This is a genomic window from Nocardia donostiensis, from assembly GCF_002081715.1.
Classification (GTDB): Bacteria; Actinomycetota; Actinomycetes; order Mycobacteriales; family Mycobacteriaceae; genus Nocardia; species Nocardia donostiensis.
This window is the reverse complement of record NZ_MUKP01000061.1, coordinates 1-20298: the sequence shown is the minus strand read 5'-3', so window position 1 is coordinate 20298 and position 20298 is coordinate 1. Positions and strand designations below refer to the sequence as shown.

Genomic DNA, 20298 nt, shown 5'->3' with positions numbered 1-20298 from the left:
CGGCGACCCGCTCTACGTCGTGGGGAGAAACATTGTGCCCCGCGACGGTGATGACTTCTTTGGACCGCCCGCACACCACCAGCTCCTCGCCCAACAAGTAGCCGATATCCCCGGTCGGGGTCCAGTCTGCGGTGCCGACCGTAGCACCATCGTCCATATACCCACTGAAGATCGAATGGCCACGTATCTCCACCAGCCCGATATCGCGACCGGTGACCACGGGCACTTTCATGGGCGGCTCGGCGATGCGTACCTCCATGCCGCCCAGCGGCCTCCCGAGCAGTGCATGTCGGCGGAGCGTCGTGGTGGCGCCGTTCTCGGCTATCGCGGCTTCATCTATGCGGACGCCCAGCCCTGGGTCCGGTGCGGTCACCGCGCACGTTGCTTCGGCCAGCCCGTAGGCGGGTGCGGGTGCATCCGGTGCCAGACCGAATCGCTGCAGCTGGCCGGCGAAGCGCATCATGCCGTCGCAATCGACCGGCTCGCCGCCGTTGATCATGTAGCGCAGCGCTCCGAGTGCGACATTCTCCGTTCGCCGGGCGTATCGTCCGATCAGGTTGTATGCGAAATCCGGGGCAGCGGTCACAGTCGCCGAACTCGCACTGAGCCAGTTCAACCACTCGAGGGGCATCCTGGCGAACGCGCTTGGTCGGTGCGAGCCATGTCGCGAGGCCTGCGGCCATGCCAGAGACGGTAAGCATCAGCCCCATGTCGTGATACATCGGAAGCCAGGAACACAACACGTCATCGCTGCCGGCGCGGGTCCGGTCATACAGACCCCAGAAGTGGTTGAGCACGGCGTTATGCGAGAGAACCGCCGTTCGGGGAGTGCCCGTGGAGCCGGCCGTACCCTGTAATACCGCGGGACTGTCCGGCGGGACCCGAACCAGGGATGCCGCGGAGTCCCACCGCCAGCCGGCGACCTGGGCGAGGTCGTGCACCGGCAGATGACCGGCGGTACCGCGGAGTAATTCGAGCACCGGTCCGTGGGCGAGAACCATACCGCAACCGAGGGCGCGCAACCGCCGCATCGTCGATTCCGACCATAGCCGTTGATCACTGCCCCGCACCGGCATCGGCATGATCGATATCGGTCTGCCTGCTGCCCAGCAACCGAAGACCGCGGCAACAACCTCCGCGGTTGTCTCACCTACGAGACCGACCGGTTGTCGCGGACCGGAACCGGCGTCGAGCACCCGAGTGGCGATCCGGAGACCCAAGTCTCGTACATCGGTCCAAGGCCGCTGCTGCCATTGCCGGGATTCGGGATCCAGTGGAGCGTACGATCGGGTGTTGTCCGGTAGTGCGGCACACTCCACTTTCTCGCTTGCCGAACGTTGCGGACGGACATTGTAAGACAACGCCCATAGTCCGACGCTGCGGGAAGACGCCGGGTGAAGCCGTGATACACCGCTGAGGACGCCTCCGCGGAGATCTCCGGGCCGAACAGCGACTCCACTGTGTGCAGGAGACCCCCGGCGTCCTGCAGGTAGTGGTGGGCCAGGTACAGCAGGGCATACTGCTGTGGGGCGTGGCCGTGGAGCAGCCACAGTCGCCAATGCGGGGCATCGTCAGGTAATTCGGTCCTGGTCAGCTCGGCGACGACGCTTTCCAGATTCTCTTGCTCCCCGGGCGCCGCACGCTCTACCACGTGCACCGCGAGATCCGGGTAGGAAGCGGTCCAGCGGGTGGCGCCACGGGGCAGATACGAAGTCAGGGCGGGCAGTGCGGGTAGCCGGGCGGCAATGTGGTCCCGAAGTATGCTCAGTTCTGGAGCTCGACCGTCCACGTGAAGGACCGCACCGACAAGCATTTGCGTATCGGGGGAGCGAGGCGCAAGCGCCCGGAACGCCCGGTCCACCACTGCGGCGGACGCCCTACGGGCACTGCGAACCGCGATCATCGTTATCCTGCCGCCTCGTTCGTCAGCCCGAGCTACCTTCGAAAAAGTGTACAGCCACCGCCCTACGATGTGCCTGTACTCGTGTCCGTCGAGTCGATGGTCGTCTGTCCCGAGCGCCTGTAGCGCGCCCGGTTGGAAGTCCCGAGAGCTTCCACGACTGGCAACGCCGACACGCCGGCCTCGGCCGGATCACACCGAAGTTTGCTGCATCGTCTCCCTGCCAGCTGTTGACGCTCCCATCCAGGTCGGAGATCGACGTATGCGGCACCGGCCGGTTTCGCCGACCGTTGCCGAGGAGAGGGTTCCATGCCGGACAGAGTGGTGGAGTGCTTGGTACGAGCGCTGGCAACGGCGGGCGTGCGACATGTGTTCGGCGTGGACGGTGTCGATATCGAGGACCTCTACGGGCGCGCGCCCTCGTCGGCTCCGAGATCACCGTGTGATCGACGAACGCGAATCCTCCACTGCGGCAATGGCCGACGGCTGTGCACGCACCACCGGTGGAATCGGTGCCGTCGCCGCGATGCCTGGCGGCGACGTCATGAAACTCGTTGCGGGACTCGCCTGGTCCTCTGCCGCGTGTATACCGGTCTGGCTCCCATTGGTCGACCACCGGCCTTACGGGAAGGGACACGGTGCTTTTCAGGACACCAGCGGTGGATCGGGCTCCTTCGATGCGCTGCGCCTGTTTGTCAATGGCCTGTTCGGCTCGATCGCCCGCTACTGTGTCCGCATCGACCATGTCGAAGGTGTGCCCGACGGACTGGCACGTGTGATTACGACCACCCAGGTGTTGCGGTACGGCAACCCTGTTGTGGCCCAGAGATAGCCAGCAGTTCGCGATCCTCGTGGTCCTGCCGGCGTGGCCTTTGTATTATGAAAAGCCCTGTAGTGAACGTGATCTGGGAAATAACCAGGCGCTCCTGGGCAACTCCCCCTCCCCCGCGTCGGAAAGATATGGGAGTCTCCACCAATGGCGACCGCAAGTACTGGGAAACCCGGCGACGGGCAGCCGTGCGTGAAGTTCACCGAGTCCAAATTCCCCAAAGGGTTCGCCCATGGCATCCGGTTGGTCCCGGAGGTCGCTCAGGCAGTGTGCGAGCGGATCGGCGTGAATTGCCGCGATATCGGCACCCTTGTCACCAACCGGCCCAACCAGCTGTTCCTCCGCAACTGGCGCGAGGCGCTGGATCTGCCCGAGCAGCGTCATCTCGACACCTTCGACCGATTCGGTGATCATTTCGCCGTCGCCCTCCCCATCGCGCTGGATGTGGAGAACCGAGCAGGTCGACTCCGCAACAGCTCCGTCGTGCTGCTGTCGCCGTTCGCGCACGCGGGTGGCTTCGCCGCCGCGGCCGCATTACGTTGCGGAGCTGCCCGGTGAGAAATCCCCTGCCGGAGGAATCCCACCCCACACCCTGCCCTATCCACCCTCTCCCACGCTTCGATCTCAGCCTGAGCGAGAATCCGTTTCCGCCGCTTCCCTCCGTGGTCGGGGCAGTCAACGCGGCACTCACGCGGGCGAACCGTTACCCGGAGTTCCTTCCGCGGCAGCTTCCGAAACTGATCGCCGGGCACCTCGGGATATCCCGAGCAAGTGGTCGTCGGCTCCGGGGCCACCGGAGCACCATGCAGATCATCCGCGCACTGACCGCCCCCGGCTCGGAGCTCGTAACCGCCGTCCCGACCTTCGACGGCTATCCGATCATGGCCGAGATGGCCAGACTGACCTTTGTACCCGTGTCCCTCGATCACGCAGGCGGGTGCGATCTACGGGCAACGCTCCGGGCACTCACCGCCCGCACGGCACTGGTAGTGCTGTGCAGACCACACAACCCGACCGGCACCGTGATCCCGGCAGCCGAGCTGATCGCGTTTCTCGACCTCATCCCGAGCCACACGACAGTTGTCCTCGATGAGGCATATGGTGAATTCCTGGCTCCCGCAGATCGTCTCGATCACGCCGTACTCCTGCGACAGCACCCGAACCTGCTGTTCCTCCGTACTTTCTCCAAAGCGTACAGCCTGGCCGGACTCCGTATCGGCTACACCTTCGGCCACCCCGACCGGATCGCTCGGATCCATAGGCTCCAACTCCCCTTCGGCGTCTCGGTGACCGCGACCGCTGCCGTCGCGGCCTCATACGCCGCCACCACCGAATTGGAAGCCAGAATTCGCCATATCGGCGCCGAACGCGATCGCTTGCATACCGGTCGGTGTCGCGGTACCCCACAGTCACGCCAACTTCCTCTATCTCCCTGGGCCGGGGAAGGCGGCAGCGCTGCGTCGAGCCGGTATCGTCGCGAAGCGTTATCCCGACGGCAGTGCTCGCATCGCGGTCGGCGACCCCGCGGCCGGGCGAGCTGTCCTCGCGGCCATTACCTGAACGCCGGACCGTGTAACAGATACGGCGACCGGTGTGGCCTCAGCTGTCGCCGAGTGCCGGGACCAAACCGTTCCGCAGATGGCCCGGCGCCGGCGGGTAATCGGCCTGATGCCGTGCCCGCGACGTAAGCTGACCGGCGACCTGCCACACTCGGACGACGCCCGATCAGGGAGTGCCCTGTGGCGTTTGTTCGGATTGTCGGCCGCACCGCGGCGGGTGGTGGCCGCGTTCTGGTTGCTGAACGCGCCGGACAGCCTGTCGGGACAGGGTCACCGGCCGCAACCACATCGCCGACCCGGCAACGACTTCATGGGCAGCATCTGGGAACTGCCCAGCGGCAAAGTCGAACCCGGAGAAACCCTCGACCAAGCCCTCACCCGCGAAGTCACCGAAGAGACCGGCCTCCAGGTCACCGGCATCGGCCGCTACATCGACAACTTCGACTACCGCTCCGGCAACGGAAAACACAGCCGCCAATTCAACTTCACCGTCCAATGCGCCGCCCCCGAACCCGTCCGGCTCACCGAACACACGACGCCTACACCTGGACCCCACACACCGAAGAACCCCGTCACCGACGCCGTCAAGCAGACACTCACCACCTACCGAAACGCCGACTGAACGGCGAGATCATCATGGACACGGGGGCTTCAGGTGAGCGCTGATGGGCGTCCGTCCGGCTGCCCGTGGGCGCCTCGGTCGCGGTCCTGCCGGTCGGCAGCTTCGAACAGCACGACGACCACCTACCCCTCATCACCAGGGTCCTGATGTTTTCGTGGCCGCCGAGCGGACCGCGAGGCGCAACCCACCTTTACGCCATCGATGCGACTCTGGTCACACAGCACGGGAGGATGTGTCGTCGAGAGGAGCGGCTCGGCCCCAGCCCGGTGACCACCACACCAACAAGAAAAGGACCCTCATACCGGGATTTCGGTGCGAGGGTCACTGTCGTCGAAAAGTGTCGTAAAACCGGTCAAATCGGGCATATCAAACGGGCATAAACCCTGGTGGACCTTGGGGGACCTTACTACAACCCTGAAAACGCAGGTAGAAGCCCCGAAACGCGGGCAATAGCCCTGGAAATCCTGATCCAGAAGCTACCCGACACCACAACACCAGCACCGCCACCCATGGAGCGATCCAAACCACAGCGGGCACGGCAACTCGACGCCAACCGAGTCGCGGAGCTGATCACCGGCTACCAGGCCGGAGCAACCGTGTATGAACTGGCCGCCCGATTCGGTATCGAACGACGCACGGTCAGCAGTATCCTCCACCGGCACGGGGTACCGATGCGCCGCCGCGGCCTGTCCCCCGGCCAGGTCGACAACGCTATCCATCTCTACAAGCTCGGCTGGTCACTCGCCCGCGTCGGCAACCATCTCGACGTCAACCACACCACCGTTCTGGCCGCATTCCGGCGACGCGGAATACCCACGCGGGATCCGCGCGGGCGGGCACGCGCATAACCCAACGGCCGCGACCTCCGGAGGCTGGTGCCGGAGATGGCGCTTCCCGCTACCGGCCCCAGGCAGTCGCAGCGGAAATCGCCGAAGCTGCCGAAGCTGTAGCGAGGCACCCCGGTAGCAGATGGCGTCGAATCGTCGTTGCGCTGCCCAACGATCCACCGTGCCGGTTCGAGACGGTTGCACCGCTTGGCCCACATCAAGTATGCAGATCGGGGCGACTACAAGTACTGCGCGGGCCAGGTCAAAGCCTATGGCGCCGGCATGTCTGTATGGACCGACGGCTACACCTTCAAGATCAGCGGCGCTACCAGCGGACCTTGCTCGGTGTCCTCGCCGCCGCTCAGTGGGGTCGGTCGACTGCGACTGCGGTGTACCGCGTGGCCGGCGACGGCGGCGTGTCATAGCGAGCGTTCGGCAGGTACAGGCGCGGCCCGAACACCGCGACGGTGGTCGGGACATCGAAGCGCGGGTCGGTGATGCGCCGCCGCACCGTGCCGCTGGCCCCTCCGGGGTCCAATACGATCACCGCGATCGTGTTGCTCCGGTTCTGGACGACAAGCAGTGTGTCACCGTTCAACAGCAGGCCGTCGCCATGTGGTACCTCCTCGTCGCCGAGATCGACCTTCCGGGTCTCGCCTGTTGTGGGGTCGACGTGGAACAGCTGCCCGGTCGCCGACTGCACGATGATCAGGCCGGTGCCGTCGGGCGTGAGCACGATCCCGTTGGCGTTGATCGCTTCGGGCACGTACTCGAGGTCGCCGGTCAGCGGTAGCCGGACAACCTCTTCCGGAGGGGGCAACGCACCATCAGCACCGAGGGGCAGGTGATACAGCACGGGCATGCGTGAGTCGGTGAACCAGGCGCCGGCCGACGTCAGCACGACGTCGTTGACGAACGTGTCCCGGGGCGTTCCGAGCCGGTAGTTCGCGAGCACCACACCTGTGCGGGCGTCCACGACCCGGGCATCGCCGCCGGTCCCGCCAGCGACGAAGAGTCGGCTGCGGTGGTCGAGCCGGAGTCCGAGCGACGGTGTGCCTGAACCCGGGCTGAGGATGCTGCCCTGCCCGGTGACCAGGTCAGCACGGTAGATGGAGCCGTCTGCCGCCGAGCCGAGGTAGGCCACCGGGCGTAACCCGATCTCGATACCCTCCGGCCGGAAACCGGCCGGAAGATCAATGGTTGTGGGAAACACGGGAAGATCCGCGGCTGCCCGATGCGCGGATACCGGCACCATGGCGCCGAAGCAGATGAGCGAGACCACAATTCCGAGGAGTCGCATCATCGCTGCCGGGCCGCCTTCAGCCACGCCTCGAAGGTCGACAACTGCGGGTAACGGCGGCGGAGCAGCCCGATATCGGCCCGGTACCCCTCGTCGTTGAGCCAGTCGAACATCTTCGCCAGCTCCTCGGCCTCGGCCCGCAGTTCCTCGCTCGGCTTCCGCTCGAATCGTGTCGTGAGGCCGTCGACCTCGCTCAATACTTCCGCGATCTGCCGGACGGTCAGCTCGTCGCCGGCGATCTCGATCTGCCTGCCGAGGAACTCGGCACGGTTGTCGAACACGTCCGCCGCGATCCGGCCGATGTCTGCCAGCGCGATCATCTGCAGCGAGGTGTCGGAGTCCAGCGCGAGTGACCCGACTCGTTCGCCCTCGGCGGCATCCTGGATCAGGTACGACCAGTTCTCCATGAAGAACACCGGCCTCAGCACGGTTGCGGGCACGCCGAGCGCATCGATGTGCGCCTCGATTTCTGCCTTGGTCTCGAAATGTGCGACTCCGGAGGCGCGCTGGGCGGCGCCGACCGAGCTGTAGACCAGGTGTGCCACGCCCGCGGCCATGGCTGCATCGGCGACGTTCTTGCCTTGCTGCACTTCGATTTCGGGACGTGGGTCGGTGAAATCGGCGGGTTGCACGCTGAACACACCATGCATGCCTCGCGACGCCGCGTGCAGCGATTCCCGGTCGTCGAGATCGCCGATGGCGAGGTTCGCGCCGAGCGCCGCGAGGTCCTTGGCCTCCTGCTTGCCCGGGTTGCGGACGAGGGCGTGCACCGTCCAGCCGTTACCGAGGAGGCTGCGGGCGACGGCGCCGCCCTGGCCGCCGGTCGCGCCTGTGACAAGGATGGTCTTCTGGTTCACGGGATTTGTCATCGATGTGCCTTTTCGGGTGTGGGTGTCGAAACCGAGGTGCGGGTGGGTGCGGGAAGTTGCCCCGCGACGATCGCAGCGAGCGAAACCACAAACCCCACGAGTTGGATCGGGCCGAGGGTCTGGCCGAGCAGGACGGCGCCGAGAACGGCGGCGACCAGCGGCGAAAGCAGGACGAGTACTGCGACGGAGGTCACCGGAAGGGTGGTGATACCGCGGAACCACAGCACATAGGCGATCAGACCGCCGGCCAGTCCGAGCCACAGGTAGCCGAGGGCGGCGACCCAATCGATCGCGGGCGGCGGCCCCTCGAAAACAACGGTGAGGGGCAGGAGGAATATGCCTCCTGCGGCGAGCTGCCAGCCGGCGAATGTGACCGGACCGGCCTCGGCCGGACGCCCCCAGCGTTTGGTGAGGGTCAACCCGAGCGCCATCGAGGCCGCACTCCCCAAGCCTGCCGCTACCCCGACAAAGTCGAGCGCCGCGGCCGGACCGATTACCACCAAGCCGACGCCGACCACACCGATCGCTCCCCACGCGAGACGCCAGGCCGAGGCACGCTCATGCAGGACAGCCACCGCCAGAAGCGCGACGATCAGCGGCTGAGCCGCCGCGAGGGTTGCGGCGACGCCGCCCGGTAGACGCTCGGCCGCGATGAACAGCAGCGCATTGAGCAGCCCGATGTTCAGTACACCGAGTACCGCGGCCTTCCACCACCACCGGTCATACGGCAGCAACCGGGTGATCGCCAGCACGATCAGCCCCGCCGGCAATGCCCGGAGGAGTCCCGCGAACAAGGGATGCCCCGGCGGCAGAAGCTCGGTGGTGACGACATAGGTGGTGCCCCAGACTGCCGGAGCGAATGCCGTCAGCGCGGCCCGAGGCAGGTTTCCGCGGGCCGCGTCACCGCCCGCCCTGCCGGAAACCTGCTGTGCTGCAGTTCTTGTCATACCTGCAATCTCAACGGACAAGAATCAGTGAGTCCAACACATGCTTGTCACTCCATCAATCGCAATACAAGATTGATCCATGGAGCTCCAGCAGATGCGCTACGTCCTCGCCGTCGCCGAGACGAACAGCTTCACCCGGGCCGCCGAACGATGCCTGGTCGTCCAGTCCGCCCTCAGCCACCAGATCGCGCGCCTGGAACGGGAGCTCGGCGCGAAACTTTTCGAGCGCACCAGCCGCCGTGTGCGACTGACCTCAGCAGGTGCCGCGTTCCTCCCAGCCGCACGTCAATGCCTGGACGCCGCCGAACGTGCAGCCGCTGAGGTCGCTGCTGCCGTCGGCGAGATACGCGGCCGGCTCGCCGTCGGCTTGATCCCGACTGTGGCCGCAGTCGATGTCCCGGACGCGCTACGTGAGTTCCGCCGGCGATACCCGCAGGTGCGCATCAGCTTGCGGGTCGGCGCCAGTGACGATCTTGCCGACCAGGTCAAGGAAGGCGCTCTCGACGTGGCCTTCCTCGGGCTGCCGACCACAGCGCAACCGCAGGGGGTCGCCGCCCGCGAACTGGCCCGTGACCGGCTCGTCGCCGTGGTCGCGCCGAACCACCCACTCGCTGCGAAACCCACGGTCGACCTGCACAGGCTTTCCACCGAAGTATTCGTCGACCTTCCGGCCGGCACCGCCGGCCGCATCCAATCCGATCAAGCCTTCGCCGCCGCCGGTCTCGACCGTGACGTCGCCTTCGAAGTGACCACCGCGGACTACATCGCTCGACTGGTCGGGCCGGGCCTCGCTGTGGCCTTGCTCCCCGCCGCATACGCACCCCAACTCACCGGCGTCGCCACGATCGACGTCTCCGATGCGCCGGCCCGGGTCGAGCACGTCATCTGGAGCCGCTTCGACCGCACACCGGCGACCCAAGCCTTTCTCAGCATTCTCGGCATCACACCACCGATATAGCCCACCAGGCATGGTCTCTGGGCCGGTCGTCGGCGTCTGGCCGGCGAGCAGGCGGTGGCGCCCGATCACGGTGCCAAGGCCCGCTCTCTCACCAAGGCAATGGGCCTTCCTCGCCGAACAGATCAGCGGTCGGCCCGTCCGCTCCGATCGTTGCCAGGCGCGCCATAACCGCCGCGCCCTCACCTGGTGCCCACCACCCCGACCGCCGCAGGGAGCATGCGAACAGTTCGGACCTCGCCGGTGGCAGGTTTACACGCGGCGAAGGACTGCGGCAGACTGTGGACATGTCCAGTCGAAGCGATACCCCGTTCAGCTTCAGCGAGGTCAGACCATATGAGGTCGTCGACTCGCTGAGTGAACTGCGGGGGCCGGAACACGGGTACTCCGGCTGCCGATCGAGCTGGCTTGGAGCGGCCGCCGAGAATTCGACCTGGACGACGACTACGACCGCGCAGCCGTCTACAAGATCGTGCTGGACGAGGGCACTGCGAAGAATCTGCGGGAACTGGTCAACGGCCGCCTATTGGTGATGATCTGGCCGCAAATTCTACCGGCTCGGCCGGTGCGCGCGCTGTGGGAGAGGATCTTTCCGCAGCTTCGGGCTGCTGCCTGATGGATCCGCGGCAGCACGAACTGGCTCGGATCGCATTGCAGACCGTCGGCCGCCGGGGGTTCGTCCTCGGCGGCGGACACGCAGTAGTGCTACACGGGATGGGCACACGGCCATCGGAGGATGTCGACCTGTTCTCCGATGTTCGCGGAACTCCCGGCGAGGTGGCCGATGACGTGATCGCTGCGTTCGAGTCCGCCGGGCACTCGGTCACGGTTGTTCGCCGGTCCCCGGATCTGGTGCAGCTCACGGTCACCTATCCGGACGGCTACGCAGCCAAAGTCGACCTCGGCGTGTTCTGGCGGTCGCAGTCGCCGGTGCTGCTCGAGGTCGGGCCCGTTCTGCACCCCGACGATGCGGTAGCCGGCAAGATGGATGCCCTGTTCAACCGATGGGCACCGCGAGACTACCTCGACATCGACGCAATACTCGGCAGCGGGCGCTATTCACAGAAGCAGCTGATCACGATCGCCACCGCACAACCCCGGCTTCGACCCGACTATGTTCGCCGAATCCCTGTCGTTCCTACGCAGGATCCCCGACCGCGACTTCACCGCCTATGGAATCAACGCGAACAAGATCGCCGCGATGCGTGCACGCTTCGCCGGATGGGAAGACGAGCTGACCAGCTGACCGATGTCGAAGTCGCGGTGCACACCCGGGGCACCAACAGTCACTCCGTACACCAGCCCACCAGCTGTGAGGCAACGTCGGACTGATGGTGAATGGTGAGCCACCGAATAAGACATCATGGCCTTTATGGTCCGGGCCGAGGATGGTCGTGTGACAGCCTCGAACAACACCACCACTCAATGGGCCGAGCTCCGTGTGCACGGTGTCCGCCGTGACCCGCCCGATGCCAGGAAGATCGCAAGAGTACTCATCGACGTCATGCGCCAGCAGACGGCCGACAACCCTTGGAACCAAGACGCTCCCACCGCGATCGGCGCCAAGAGTTCACTGCCGGCATCGATACCCGCCGACCATCCTCCACAACAGCGGGCAGGCCGACTCGATCCAGACCAAATCCAGACGTTGATCCAGGACTACCTGGCAGGCGCGACGACATACGACCTGGACGATCGGTTTGGCATCGACCGCCGCACCGTCAGCGCGATACTGCATCGGCACAGCATCCCGATGCGACGACGTGGCCTGTCCCCCCAACAAGTCGACCAAGCCATCGGCCTCTACACCCCGGGCTGGTCCCTGGCCAAAGTAGCCCGACACCTCGCCGTCGACCCGACCACTGTCCTGAACCGTCTGCGCGAACGCGGCATCCGCACTCGCGACACCCACGGACGAACCCGGCCCCGACAACCAACAGCAAGAGCCCCGCAGTCAGCCGACTGAACACCAGCCACTCCTGACCTCATCAACACCAGGAGCAACGCAAGACACCTTAGGGGACTAGAACCCTAAAACAGCCACTGAACTGGGGAAATACAAATAGGCGCGAGCGCTACTTCCATGCGCGTATCAACGCAAATCCCCAGCTCAAAGCCACTTTTCGACCCAAATTGTGGACCTTGGGGGACCTTACTACAATCCTGAAACCGCAGGTAGAAGTGATGAAACGCAGGCTGATACCCTGGAAAACCTGATCCAGAAGCTACCCGACATCACAGCACCGGCCCCGCCACCGGTGGAACGACCCAAACCACAGCGGGCCCGGCAACTCGACGCCGAGGAAGTCGCGGAGCTGATCACCGGCTACCAGGCCGGAGCGACCGTGTACGAACTGGCCGACCGATTCGGTATCGAACGACGCACAGTCAGCAACATCCTCCACCGACACCAGGTACCGATGCGCGCCCGCGGCCTGTCCCCCAACCAGATCGACACCGCCATCCACCTCTACAAACTCGGCTGGTCACTGGCACGCGTCGGCAACCATCTCAACGTCAACCACACCACTGTCCTCGCTGCACTGCGTCGGCACGGAATACCCAGACGGGATTCTCACGGGCGAGCACGAGTGTGATCAACGGCTACCCTGTCGCCTCGTGACGAGAGGGCACCGTCCTGACCAAACTCCGCGAACGTCGAGTACAGACGCGAGACACCCACCCACGGACGACATCGCCCGTAATCAATGGGACGAGCCAACCCGACCGGTCCACAGCAACCGCCCTCCGTTGCCACCAGAGCTACCCGATTTGCCGAGTCGGCCACTCGAGCGGAAGCCTGCGCGTTTCCGATCAGCTCGGCGGCGCTACTACAGCGGTGAAAACGACATCGGCAGCGACGATCTCATCTGGAGCGGCGCACCTGGCCGCAGCCGCAGACTCGACACCAGTTTTCCGTCGACTGTATTACCGGAACAGGAGCGCCCAGGGTTCAATTGCCGATGAGGTCACGAATGGCAGCGGTGACTTCGGCAGGACATTCCTCGGGGAGGAAATGCCCGCAGGGCAGGACATGGGTGCGCAGGTCAAGCGCCCAGTCGGACCATATCCGCTGAGGATCGAAGGGCAATATGGTGTCGCCCGGATCCTGCCACATCGCCAAGACGGGCATCGTCAACCGACGGTCGGCGTCGCGGTCCCTGCGGTCGTGTTCTGCGTCGACGAACGCGCTGGCACGGTAGTCCTGACAGATCGCATGGATCGCTTGCGGAGCGCGCACCGCGGCCAGGTAGACGTCCCGGATTCCGGTGGGGATCGCCTCCGCCGACGCTGTCCAGGTATCCAGGAAATGCCCGAAGAACGTGTCCGGATCGGCGGCGATCATCCGCTCAGGGAGGTCGGATGGTTGGGCGAGGAGGTACAGATGGAACGCGAACACCCCACCGACACCGTTGAGCGCAGCCCAGTTGTCAACGGTGGGAATCACGTCGAGTACACCGACATGCTCGATGACATCTGGATGGTCGAGCGCCGCCCGGAGCGCCACCAGAGCGCCTCGGTCGTGCCCAATAACGCTGAACTGCTCGTGGCCGAGTTCGCGCATCACAGCGACCATCGTCGCCGCGGTGACCCGCTTGGCGTAATGCGCAGGGCTGTCATCCCCGGCGGGTGGGTCGCTGGCGCCGTAGCCCGGGAGGTCCGCGCACACCACTCGGTAGTCCTCGGCCAGCGACACCGCCACATGCCGCCACACGAGATGAGTTTGCGGAAAACCGTGTAGCAGCAGTACCGGATGGCCGGTACCCCCCTGAACCACATGCACGCCGGCGCCGTTCACCGACACCGTCTGCTCGACGAACCCTGGAATGCCGTTCATGCTGTAATACTCAAACTGTACAACGTCCAATTCATATTGGGCACTGTACAGTAATCGGGTGGATCGCAGTCGCGCTCCCGGCCGCAGGGCCGGCCTCACTCATGCGGCCGTACTCGGCGCGGCCCGGGAAGTCTTGGCGGAGAAGGGTTTGTCGGCCTTGACGATGCGCTCCTTGGCCAAGCGACTCGACGTCACCCCGAATGCCCTCTACAGCCACGTCGCGAACAAGTCGGCACTGATCGACGATCTACTCGACGACGTGCTTGCCGCAGTCGATTCGCCGGCATCCGACATCGAAAACCCCACCGCCTGCCTGCATCAACTCATGGCTTCGACCTATAACGTGCTCTTGGCCCATTCCGACCTGGTACCGCTCTACTTGAGCCGTCAGGGCGCGCGCGGCCCCAACGCACAGCGCCTCGGCGCCATCACGATCGATGTCCTGCGCCGAGCAGATGTTCCCGAACCCGCCGCGGCCGATGCTCTGCGCGTCCTGATCGTTTACACAATCGGCTTCGCCGCGTTCACCAGCGGCCTGCCCTCGGAAAACAACACCGAACACCAGCCGACCCCCAAGGCGCTGCGGGACAACTTCGACCAAGGATTGGGCTGGCTTCTCGCCGGGATCCAGCAGAGCCAGCCACCCGACCCGCGGACAGTGCCGCCGACTGTCCCGCGATCGACTTGACGCCGAATCTACGCCTCGGTCTTCTACGCCACGGCATCCAGTGACGTCCTCACGCCTGCCACCGACCATCGGGTCAGCGGATCAGGCCGGAAACACCTGGGCCCCCACGCATCCGCGACTTCAGGTGAGCGAGGTGTCACCGAGGAAGCGCAGCAGCGTGCGGAGCGCGTCTGCCAGCTGCTCGGTGCGCGCCCGGTCGAGAGGCTGCAGGAGGCGAGCATTGTTGGCGATGTGGTCGGCAAACAAATCGTCGATGACCTCCTTGCCGCGGGGCGAGAGCCGGATCAGAACGGTTCGCCGGTCGGTGGTAGGCGGCACTCGCGTGAGAAGCCCCTTGGCCGTCATCCGGTCGATACGTTTGGTGATGGCTCCGGAGGTGACCATCGAAGCGCGAACCAGCGCCCCGGCAGTCAGTTCGTAAGGCGCGCCGGCACGTCGGAGGGTGGTCAGGACATCAGCCTCCCCCAGGTCGAGATCGTGTTCGGCGAAGAACTCCGCGATCTCGCTGTTCCATATCCGCGCCAGGCGCGTCACGCGAGCTACCACGGCGAAAGGGGTGATGTCTACATCGGGACGCTCCCGCCGCCATGCCTCGACGGCCTGATCGACCGCATCTGTTCCCGGTTGCACCGATTCTCCAATCTCTTCCTGATCAATTACTTCCTGTTCAGATAATATCGGATCGTTCACTCGTCACCCAGGGAGGAGCCGACCAATGTCGAGCACCGTCAATATGACCGCCGTCCACACCGCCTACGATGCGTTCGCGACCGGCGAGCTGGAGCGCTTCGTCGAACTGCTGGACCCCGGATTCGTTTCACGGCAGTCCGACGCGGTCCCGTGGCGCGGGGATTACCACGGCCGCGACGGGGTGCGCGAGATGTTCGGCCGCGTCGCCCGATCCGGGAACGCGACCTTCCGCCCCGACGAATTCATCGACGGCGGCGACCGCATCGTGGTGGTCGGACACGCCCACCTCATCCCGCACTGGACCGGTCAAGGCGTCGATATCCGCGAGCTACACATCTGGCACGTGCACAACGGACGTCTGATGAGCTTGGACGTCTTCCTGAACGCCCCAGGCCCGCTACTGGCCTCCCTCGCCGCCTGAGGATGCACCCTCCAGTGCGACGCCTTCGACCCACGCGAATTCGCGCGAGGTCACCCGGTCGGCGATCGGCAGCCCCGACCGGAAGTCGGCACCGGAGACTCGGCGGACGCCGTCGAAGACTCCGCCGGTTGATGATGCCTTCGCCGCTGCCGAAGTTATCGATGTCATGGCGGCCGGGCTGGGCCGCACCGTGGAGCTGGATCGAAATGAACAAGAAGAGGATCGAAATGAACAATACGGCGCTGGACCTGCTGACTCGGTACGAGAACGCTTTCAACACCAACGATGCCGACGCCATGAACGCGTTGTTCTGGCGGGACTGCAGCTTCGTCAACTTCAGCGGTGGCCTGGTCACTGATCGGGACGAGTTACTGGCCAAGCAGCGGTTCGTGTTCGCCCCGGGCGGACCCTTACATGAGGTCGACGTCGAGTATCAGCACGAAGTAACCATTGAACTCGCCCCCGCCATCGTGCAGATCGTTGCACGGCAACGCACCCGGGACAGCGTCGATCCGAAACACGATCCAATGCACGGCGTGATCATCCTTACCGTCGAGTTCCGTGACAACGACTGGCGGGTCCGCACCGGACGGAATACGCCCGTAAGCACCGGATAACTGTCCATGCGAGCGTTGACTCGGCATGGTCGGCAGCCGAGGTCGACCTCGCCGGACAGATCTGATGAAGACCTCGACACCGCCATCGGAAGTCGCGTCGAAAGCGTTGAGTGCTCCCTGCCAGCGGTGAACTTCCGACCGAACCTCACACACCGGCGCTCCGAAACGTCTCCTGCGTAAGGAGCACACGAGACCGGCTCCCGTCGCCGACACCCTCGACGACCACAACGACAGAACGGACACCCACACCATGTCGACCGCAGTGATCACCGGCAGCAACCGCGGCCTCGGATTCGCGACCGCCGAAGCCCTGGCCGAGCAGGGCACTCGCGTACTCCTCACCTCGCGCCGGGATGCCGACGCCAAAGACGCGGCAGCCACGCTCGTGGCGAAAGGGTACGAAGCCTACGGGATCGAGCTCGACGTCACCGACACCCACAGCGTCGAGCACGCGGCCGAATGGGTGCGCCAGAATTTCGGCACCCTCGACATCCTGATCAACAATGCCGGCATCCTGCCGGAAGCCACCGACGGCGAACCACACGAATTCGCCTCGGCCCGATTGTTCCAGGAAACGTTCGCCACCAACGTCTTCGGCGCGGTCGCCATGATCGAAGCGCTCCTTCCGATGCTGCGCACGAGCTCCGCGGGACGCATCGTGAACATTTCCACCACAATGGGATCACTGAACGAGCAGCTGAATCCGGAATCCCCGTACTACGGCATAGTCGTGCCCGCCTACCAGAGCTCCAAAGCAGCACTCAACGCCGTCACGATCGCCCTGTCCAAGAAGCTCAGCGACACCGACATCACAGCGACATCGGTATGCCCGGGCTTCGTACAAACCGACCTCACCCCCGTCAACCGCGAACAGGCGCCACTCACCGCCGGACACGCTCACCGACCACCGTGAACCGTCGAACCATTCTGGAGTCGATGGTGGCGGGAATCGCGGTCAGCATGTTCACAATGACCTCCGGCCGCGCTTACTTGTCAGCTCGAACGGGAAGTCCGCACCCGCGACACGGACGCACCCGGCCCTGACTCACAACAGCGAGCAGCCAGCCGACCGAACTCCTGTCCTGATCAACACCAGGAACAAACGCAAGACACCTTAGGGGAACTAGAACCCTCACAACCAGAATTTCCCCCGCTCAGCGCCCCGTCCAGACCGAGCGTTCACTAACAACAGTGAACTCCCAGGCCTCTAACCTGGGAGTTCACCTATTGTGGAGCTAAGGGGACTCGAACCCCTGACCCCCACACTGCCAGGAGCTTGTTCACCCCCTGATCAGGGGCTTTTCCTGCGGAAACGATATGTCGTCGATGTCGTAGTCGGCGGGGTCAGCGGGGAGGTTGTCGTAGTAGGTGTCGTGAGGAGGCAGCCTTGCATCTGCACCCACCTTTCACACCCAGAGCGCACAACTATTCATGCCTAAAGCACATAACTCACGGACCGTCGACTGCCCGCTTTCATGCCAAACCGTGGGGTAGGAATCCGGCTACGCCGCCGGGGCGGTCGGCATCTTCAGAAGATGCCCGCCGATACCGACCGACAACTCCAGCTTCCTACCGATGCGGCGACATAGACGGCAAGCGCCTCCACCGTCGCGACCTCCCCGTGCTCGATCTAGGACACCCAGCCCGGAGTGACTCCCTGATGTCGGCCAAATCGGCCTGGGTGAATCCGAGCCGCTTCCGCTCCTCTGCAGGAGGATCGCCCGCTCATACCGGCTCTTCCAATGCCCAGTCCTCTCGCCGCCGGTGAGCAGAACCGCCGACCGCCACAGGTCGAACGCGAGATCAGAATCTCTCGGGAAGAAGAGTGAACGCCCCGACATGGGCCGGGCGAACAACCGTGAAATGGCGCCGATCCAGCGTGGCCACCTCGACGATCCCCAACCGCTCCGCGAGCGCGATCACGGAAGCATCAGTGGTCCCCAACGGCAGATCCGCGTACCGGCGGACCAGTTCGGCCATCCGCGCATAATCCGGCGGCGTCAGATCGACGGCCTCGAAGTCACCGTCGGCGAATGACTGCAGAAAACCCGCCTCGGTCTTCGGGCCGGCTTGGCGCTCGAGAAGATATCCGACCTCCGCGCTCACGGTCGCGGGCACCAGAATCCGCCGCCCCGCCAGGTGCAGACCCGTGAACATCTCTACCGAGGCGTGATGGTTGTCGTCGTCGGACAGGGCCGCGGCCACCAGCGGCCCGGTGTCACAGACGATCACCGGTCGCGACCGAACCCTTCGGCAAGAAGCTCATCGATCCGATTCGATGTGTCGGTTCGGCCATCCCGTGAGGTCGCACTACCGAACCAGGCGGGCGGCCAGCTACCGGTCCGCACCGGGCTCAGGCGCCGACGTGCGTCGGCAAGCAGACCCGGCAGTTGCGATTCGGGCAGTTCGTCGACCAGTTGATGCAGTTCATCACGGCTGGCGCTCATGACCCGATTCTAGCCGTCACCGCAGGCTCGCCCCCGAAACACGACGACACCAGGCCACCGGCGACCTCGGTGTCGCCGAGGTGTTCGCCGCGCCTCACCGCGCGGGTCGCCGCGATGACGACGATCGCGGCGTGCTGACCCCACCACCTCGGCACTGCGCGCGTCGAACGTGGAAGAGCGCGCAAGCATTCGACAGCTACCCTGTCGCCTGATGACGAGAGACACGCCGAGGGCTGCGACAGGGATGACCGGCCGGTATAGCGACGGAGTGGACGGATAGTAAGCGAGTACCAGTACTACGAATTCCTGGCAGTCGACCGGCCACTCGACGAGGACGAAGAACAGGCCGCGGTCCGGTCGCTGTCGACCAGGGCGAGGACCCCACAGGACCGACAGGGAACGGCTGACCCACGAACACTCCCCCACAGTTCATGCCAAACTGTGGGGTAAGCGTGGGGTTGGGCCAAAAGAAACAGGTCAGACCCAATACTAGACCAGGCCTGACCTGGGGTTTTACGTGGAGCTAAGGGGACTCGAACCCCTGACCCCCACACTGCCAGTGTGGTGCGCTACCAGCTGCGCCATAGCCCCGAGTGGTTGCTGTCAGATTTCCTGACTGCCTGAACGAAGTTACACCACCTTGGCACCGGCAGCCAAATCGCCTGGATCCGGGGGGATCGGGGTCATGGGGCGGCGTGGGCTACCCATTCTTGGTTGTTGACGTCGAGTCGGGTCTCGCCGTCGAAGACCGAGGGGGTTGCGGCGTTGTCGTCGAGGGCGGCGGTGAGGTCGTCGGTGGCTGCGGCGGCGTCGGTTTTGGCGGCGGCGATACGTTCGCCGCTGGTGATGCACTGGTGGGCGGGTTCGGGGGCGCCGACTTCCGCGGCGAGGGCGGCGAGGTCGTTGTTGCTGAGGTCGGCGCCGCCTTCTTCAGGCTGGCGGTCGGTGAACAGGGCGTGGTGGAACTTCGCGTAGGTGGGGCCGGAGCCTGCGCTCGCGACGCATTGGAGGGCGGCGATGGCGCGGGTGGAGTAGTCCTTGCTCTCGGATCTGGGGTCGAGGAAGTTCACGAAGCGGTAGCGGACTGCGAGCTTGCCTTCATCCATTTTCTGGGCGATTTCCTGCCCGTAGAGGTGCTCGAGGGAGCCGCAGGCGGGGCACAGGGGGTCTTCGTACAGGTCGATGGTTTTCGCGGCGTCGGTGCGACCGAGCCGGATCGCGCCGTCGGTGTGTAGTGCAGACACCACGGCGTCCTGACGCACCGACCCGTAGCCGTCGTTGCGCACCTCGGCTTCGCCCGTGCCCCAACGGTATGCCAAGACCACGATCAGCCCGATCATGACGAGGGCCACCGCGCCGAGCGCGTAGGTGGTCGTGCTGGACATGGGCCGCGGGGTGTAGTTCGAAGGCGAAGTGCTCACCCCACCACTGTGCCGCACAGTATCCGGTTGTTCAGCGGCAACCTGGTTATCAACGGCGAGCCCCGGCCCCGGCGGCGCCGCGGGCTCGTACTCGCCGCGGCGCCGCTACCTCTTCTACCTCTTCGGGCTCGGTCGGCCTTGGGAGGCAGTCGCGGCGTCGGGGGCGACTGCACTTCCCCCACCGGGTCCGCCGTCGCAGGTGCATGAGGCCGCGAGCCGCTCGGCTTCCTCTTCCGCGGTCTCCGCCCGTTCGGTGGCCGATGTCTCGCGGGTCTCGCGGCGCAGCGGTTCGGGCACGATCAACCACCCGATGGCCGCGATAGCGAGCAGCGAACCGGTGACGGCGAGGCCGGCGCCGTAGGACAGCT

Annotated in this window: 23 protein-coding genes, 1 tRNA gene and 2 pseudogenes; 13 read left to right on the top strand and 13 right to left on the bottom strand. The window is 65.1% G+C overall.

Annotated features, from left to right (window positions below):
- The 3 genes and pseudogenes from B0T44_RS28640 to B0T44_RS28345 form a co-directional block, all read right to left on the bottom strand.
- Positions 1–616, bottom strand: a 616-nt coding sequence (locus tag B0T44_RS28640) for an AMP-binding protein (protein WP_368026234.1), incomplete at its 3' end; no start/stop codon positions are given.
- Positions 617–695: 79 nt separating this feature from the next.
- A pseudogene (locus B0T44_RS28635) lies at positions 696–1196 on the bottom strand (AMP-binding protein); the annotation flags it as partial.
- Positions 1151–1903, bottom strand: a complete 753-nt coding sequence (locus B0T44_RS28345; protein WP_077117302.1) for a wax ester/triacylglycerol synthase domain-containing protein — start codon at positions 1901–1903, stop codon at positions 1151–1153. The pseudogene B0T44_RS28635 and the gene B0T44_RS28345, both read right to left, overlap by 46 nt.
- Positions 1904–2342: 439 nt before the next feature.
- On the opposite strand from B0T44_RS28345, the gene B0T44_RS27335 reads away from it, so the two are divergent.
- From B0T44_RS27335 to B0T44_RS24290, 5 genes are all read left to right on the top strand, one after another.
- Positions 2343–2732 carry a thiamine pyrophosphate-binding protein gene (locus B0T44_RS27335; protein WP_077117300.1) on the top strand — a complete coding sequence of 130 codons (390 nt, stop codon included), beginning with the start codon at positions 2343–2345 and terminating at the stop codon, positions 2730–2732.
- Between the two features lie 144 nt (positions 2733–2876).
- On the top strand, positions 2877–3287 hold the full coding sequence (locus tag B0T44_RS24305; RefSeq protein WP_425436857.1) for a 3-oxoacyl-[acyl-carrier-protein] synthase III C-terminal domain-containing protein: 411 nt from the start codon (positions 2877–2879) through the stop codon (positions 3285–3287).
- Positions 3284–4417, top strand: coding sequence for a pyridoxal phosphate-dependent aminotransferase (locus B0T44_RS24300; RefSeq protein WP_367946990.1), 1134 nt, complete (start codon positions 3284–3286; stop codon positions 4415–4417). The genes B0T44_RS24305 and B0T44_RS24300 overlap by 4 nt, the downstream gene beginning before the upstream one ends.
- A complete protein-coding gene (locus B0T44_RS28340) occupies positions 4368–4910 on the top strand; it encodes an NUDIX hydrolase (protein WP_254854197.1) in 543 nt (180 codons plus the stop codon). The genes B0T44_RS24300 and B0T44_RS28340 overlap by 50 nt, the downstream gene beginning before the upstream one ends.
- 509 nt (positions 4911–5419) lie before the next feature.
- Positions 5420–5758: a hypothetical protein gene (locus tag B0T44_RS24290; protein ID WP_217697499.1), complete on the top strand. Its 339-nt coding sequence runs from the start codon at positions 5420–5422 to the stop codon at positions 5756–5758.
- Positions 5759–6098: 340 nt separating this feature from the next.
- Here B0T44_RS24290 and B0T44_RS24285 read toward each other — a convergent pair whose 3' ends face one another.
- From B0T44_RS24285 to B0T44_RS24275, 3 genes are read right to left on the bottom strand one after another with little or no spacing between them, the layout of a single operon-like run.
- Complete coding sequence (locus B0T44_RS24285; protein WP_254854196.1) at positions 6099–7040, bottom strand: SMP-30/gluconolactonase/LRE family protein; 942 nt, start codon at positions 7038–7040, stop codon at positions 6099–6101.
- Positions 7037–7906 (bottom strand): NmrA/HSCARG family protein, encoded by an 870-nt coding sequence (locus B0T44_RS24280; RefSeq protein WP_077117295.1) that lies wholly within the window; start codon positions 7904–7906, stop codon positions 7037–7039. The genes B0T44_RS24285 and B0T44_RS24280 overlap by 4 nt, the downstream gene beginning before the upstream one ends.
- Positions 7903–8853, bottom strand: a complete 951-nt coding sequence (locus tag B0T44_RS24275; RefSeq protein ID WP_081512635.1) for an EamA family transporter — start codon at positions 8851–8853, stop codon at positions 7903–7905. The genes B0T44_RS24280 and B0T44_RS24275 overlap by 4 nt, the downstream gene beginning before the upstream one ends.
- Positions 8854–8932: 79 nt before the next feature.
- On the opposite strand from B0T44_RS24275, the gene B0T44_RS24270 reads away from it, so the two are divergent.
- The 4 genes from B0T44_RS24270 (at position 8933) to B0T44_RS24255 (ending at position 12405) form a co-directional block, all read left to right on the top strand.
- Entirely contained in the window at positions 8933–9811 is an 879-nt protein-coding gene (locus tag B0T44_RS24270) for a LysR family transcriptional regulator (RefSeq protein ID WP_077117293.1), read from the top strand.
- A gap of 612 nt (positions 9812–10423) precedes the next feature.
- Positions 10424–11140: a nucleotidyl transferase AbiEii/AbiGii toxin family protein gene (locus tag B0T44_RS24265; RefSeq protein ID WP_077117289.1), complete on the top strand. Its 717-nt coding sequence runs from the start codon at positions 10424–10426 to the stop codon at positions 11138–11140.
- Between the two features lie 64 nt (positions 11141–11204).
- Positions 11205–11774, top strand: a complete 570-nt coding sequence (locus tag B0T44_RS27650) for a hypothetical protein (protein WP_217697498.1) — start codon at positions 11205–11207, stop codon at positions 11772–11774.
- Positions 11775–12066: 292 nt separating this feature from the next.
- Complete coding sequence (locus B0T44_RS24255; protein WP_077117425.1) at positions 12067–12405, top strand: helix-turn-helix domain-containing protein; 339 nt, start codon at positions 12067–12069, stop codon at positions 12403–12405.
- Positions 12406–12761: 356 nt separating this feature from the next.
- Here the strand turns inward: B0T44_RS24255 and B0T44_RS24250 are convergent, their stop codons facing one another.
- Positions 12762–13646 carry an alpha/beta fold hydrolase gene (locus tag B0T44_RS24250; RefSeq protein ID WP_077117287.1) on the bottom strand — a complete coding sequence of 295 codons (885 nt, stop codon included), beginning with the start codon at positions 13644–13646 and terminating at the stop codon, positions 12762–12764.
- A 58-nt stretch (positions 13647–13704) separates the two neighbouring features.
- Here B0T44_RS24250 and B0T44_RS24245 point away from each other — a divergent pair, with 58 nt between their 5' ends.
- The gene (locus B0T44_RS24245; protein WP_077117285.1) at positions 13705–14334 is read left to right on the top strand and encodes a TetR/AcrR family transcriptional regulator; all 630 of its coding nucleotides are present in this window, start codon (positions 13705–13707) and stop codon (positions 14332–14334) included.
- Positions 14335–14454: 120 nt separating this feature from the next.
- On the opposite strand, the gene B0T44_RS24240 is transcribed toward B0T44_RS24245, so the two are convergent.
- Positions 14455–14964, bottom strand: coding sequence for a MarR family winged helix-turn-helix transcriptional regulator (locus B0T44_RS24240; protein WP_077117423.1), 510 nt, complete (start codon positions 14962–14964; stop codon positions 14455–14457).
- Positions 14965–15049: 85 nt separating this feature from the next.
- Here B0T44_RS24240 and B0T44_RS24235 point away from each other — a divergent pair, with 85 nt between their 5' ends.
- The 3 genes from B0T44_RS24235 to B0T44_RS24220 all read left to right on the top strand — a co-directional run bounded on the left by B0T44_RS24235 (position 15050) and on the right by B0T44_RS24220 (position 16975).
- Positions 15050–15445 carry a nuclear transport factor 2 family protein gene (locus tag B0T44_RS24235; protein ID WP_077117283.1) on the top strand — a complete coding sequence of 132 codons (396 nt, stop codon included), beginning with the start codon at positions 15050–15052 and terminating at the stop codon, positions 15443–15445.
- A gap of 134 nt (positions 15446–15579) precedes the next feature.
- A complete protein-coding gene (locus B0T44_RS24225) occupies positions 15580–16062 on the top strand; it encodes a YybH family protein (protein WP_217808774.1) in 483 nt (160 codons plus the stop codon).
- Positions 16063–16312: 250 nt separating this feature from the next.
- Positions 16313–16975: an SDR family NAD(P)-dependent oxidoreductase gene (locus B0T44_RS24220; RefSeq protein ID WP_077117279.1), complete on the top strand. Its 663-nt coding sequence runs from the start codon at positions 16313–16315 to the stop codon at positions 16973–16975.
- Positions 16976–17865: 890 nt separating this feature from the next.
- On the opposite strand, the gene B0T44_RS24215 is transcribed toward B0T44_RS24220, so the two are convergent.
- From B0T44_RS24215 to B0T44_RS27330, 5 genes and pseudogenes are all read right to left on the bottom strand, one after another.
- Positions 17866–18294, bottom strand: coding sequence for a type II toxin-antitoxin system VapC family toxin (locus B0T44_RS24215; protein ID WP_077117277.1), 429 nt, complete (start codon positions 18292–18294; stop codon positions 17866–17868).
- The gene (locus B0T44_RS24210) at positions 18291–18509 is read right to left on the bottom strand and encodes a hypothetical protein (protein ID WP_077117275.1); all 219 of its coding nucleotides are present in this window, start codon (positions 18507–18509) and stop codon (positions 18291–18293) included. The genes B0T44_RS24215 and B0T44_RS24210 overlap by 4 nt, the downstream gene beginning before the upstream one ends.
- Before the next feature lie 518 nt (positions 18510–19027).
- Positions 19028–19100 (bottom strand) — tRNA-Ala (locus B0T44_RS24205).
- A gap of 92 nt (positions 19101–19192) precedes the next feature.
- Positions 19193–19930 (bottom strand): DsbA family protein, encoded by a 738-nt coding sequence (locus tag B0T44_RS24200; RefSeq protein WP_254854194.1) that lies wholly within the window; start codon positions 19928–19930, stop codon positions 19193–19195.
- Positions 19931–20044: 114 nt separating this feature from the next.
- A pseudogene (locus B0T44_RS27330) lies at positions 20045–20298 on the bottom strand (hypothetical protein); the annotation flags it as partial.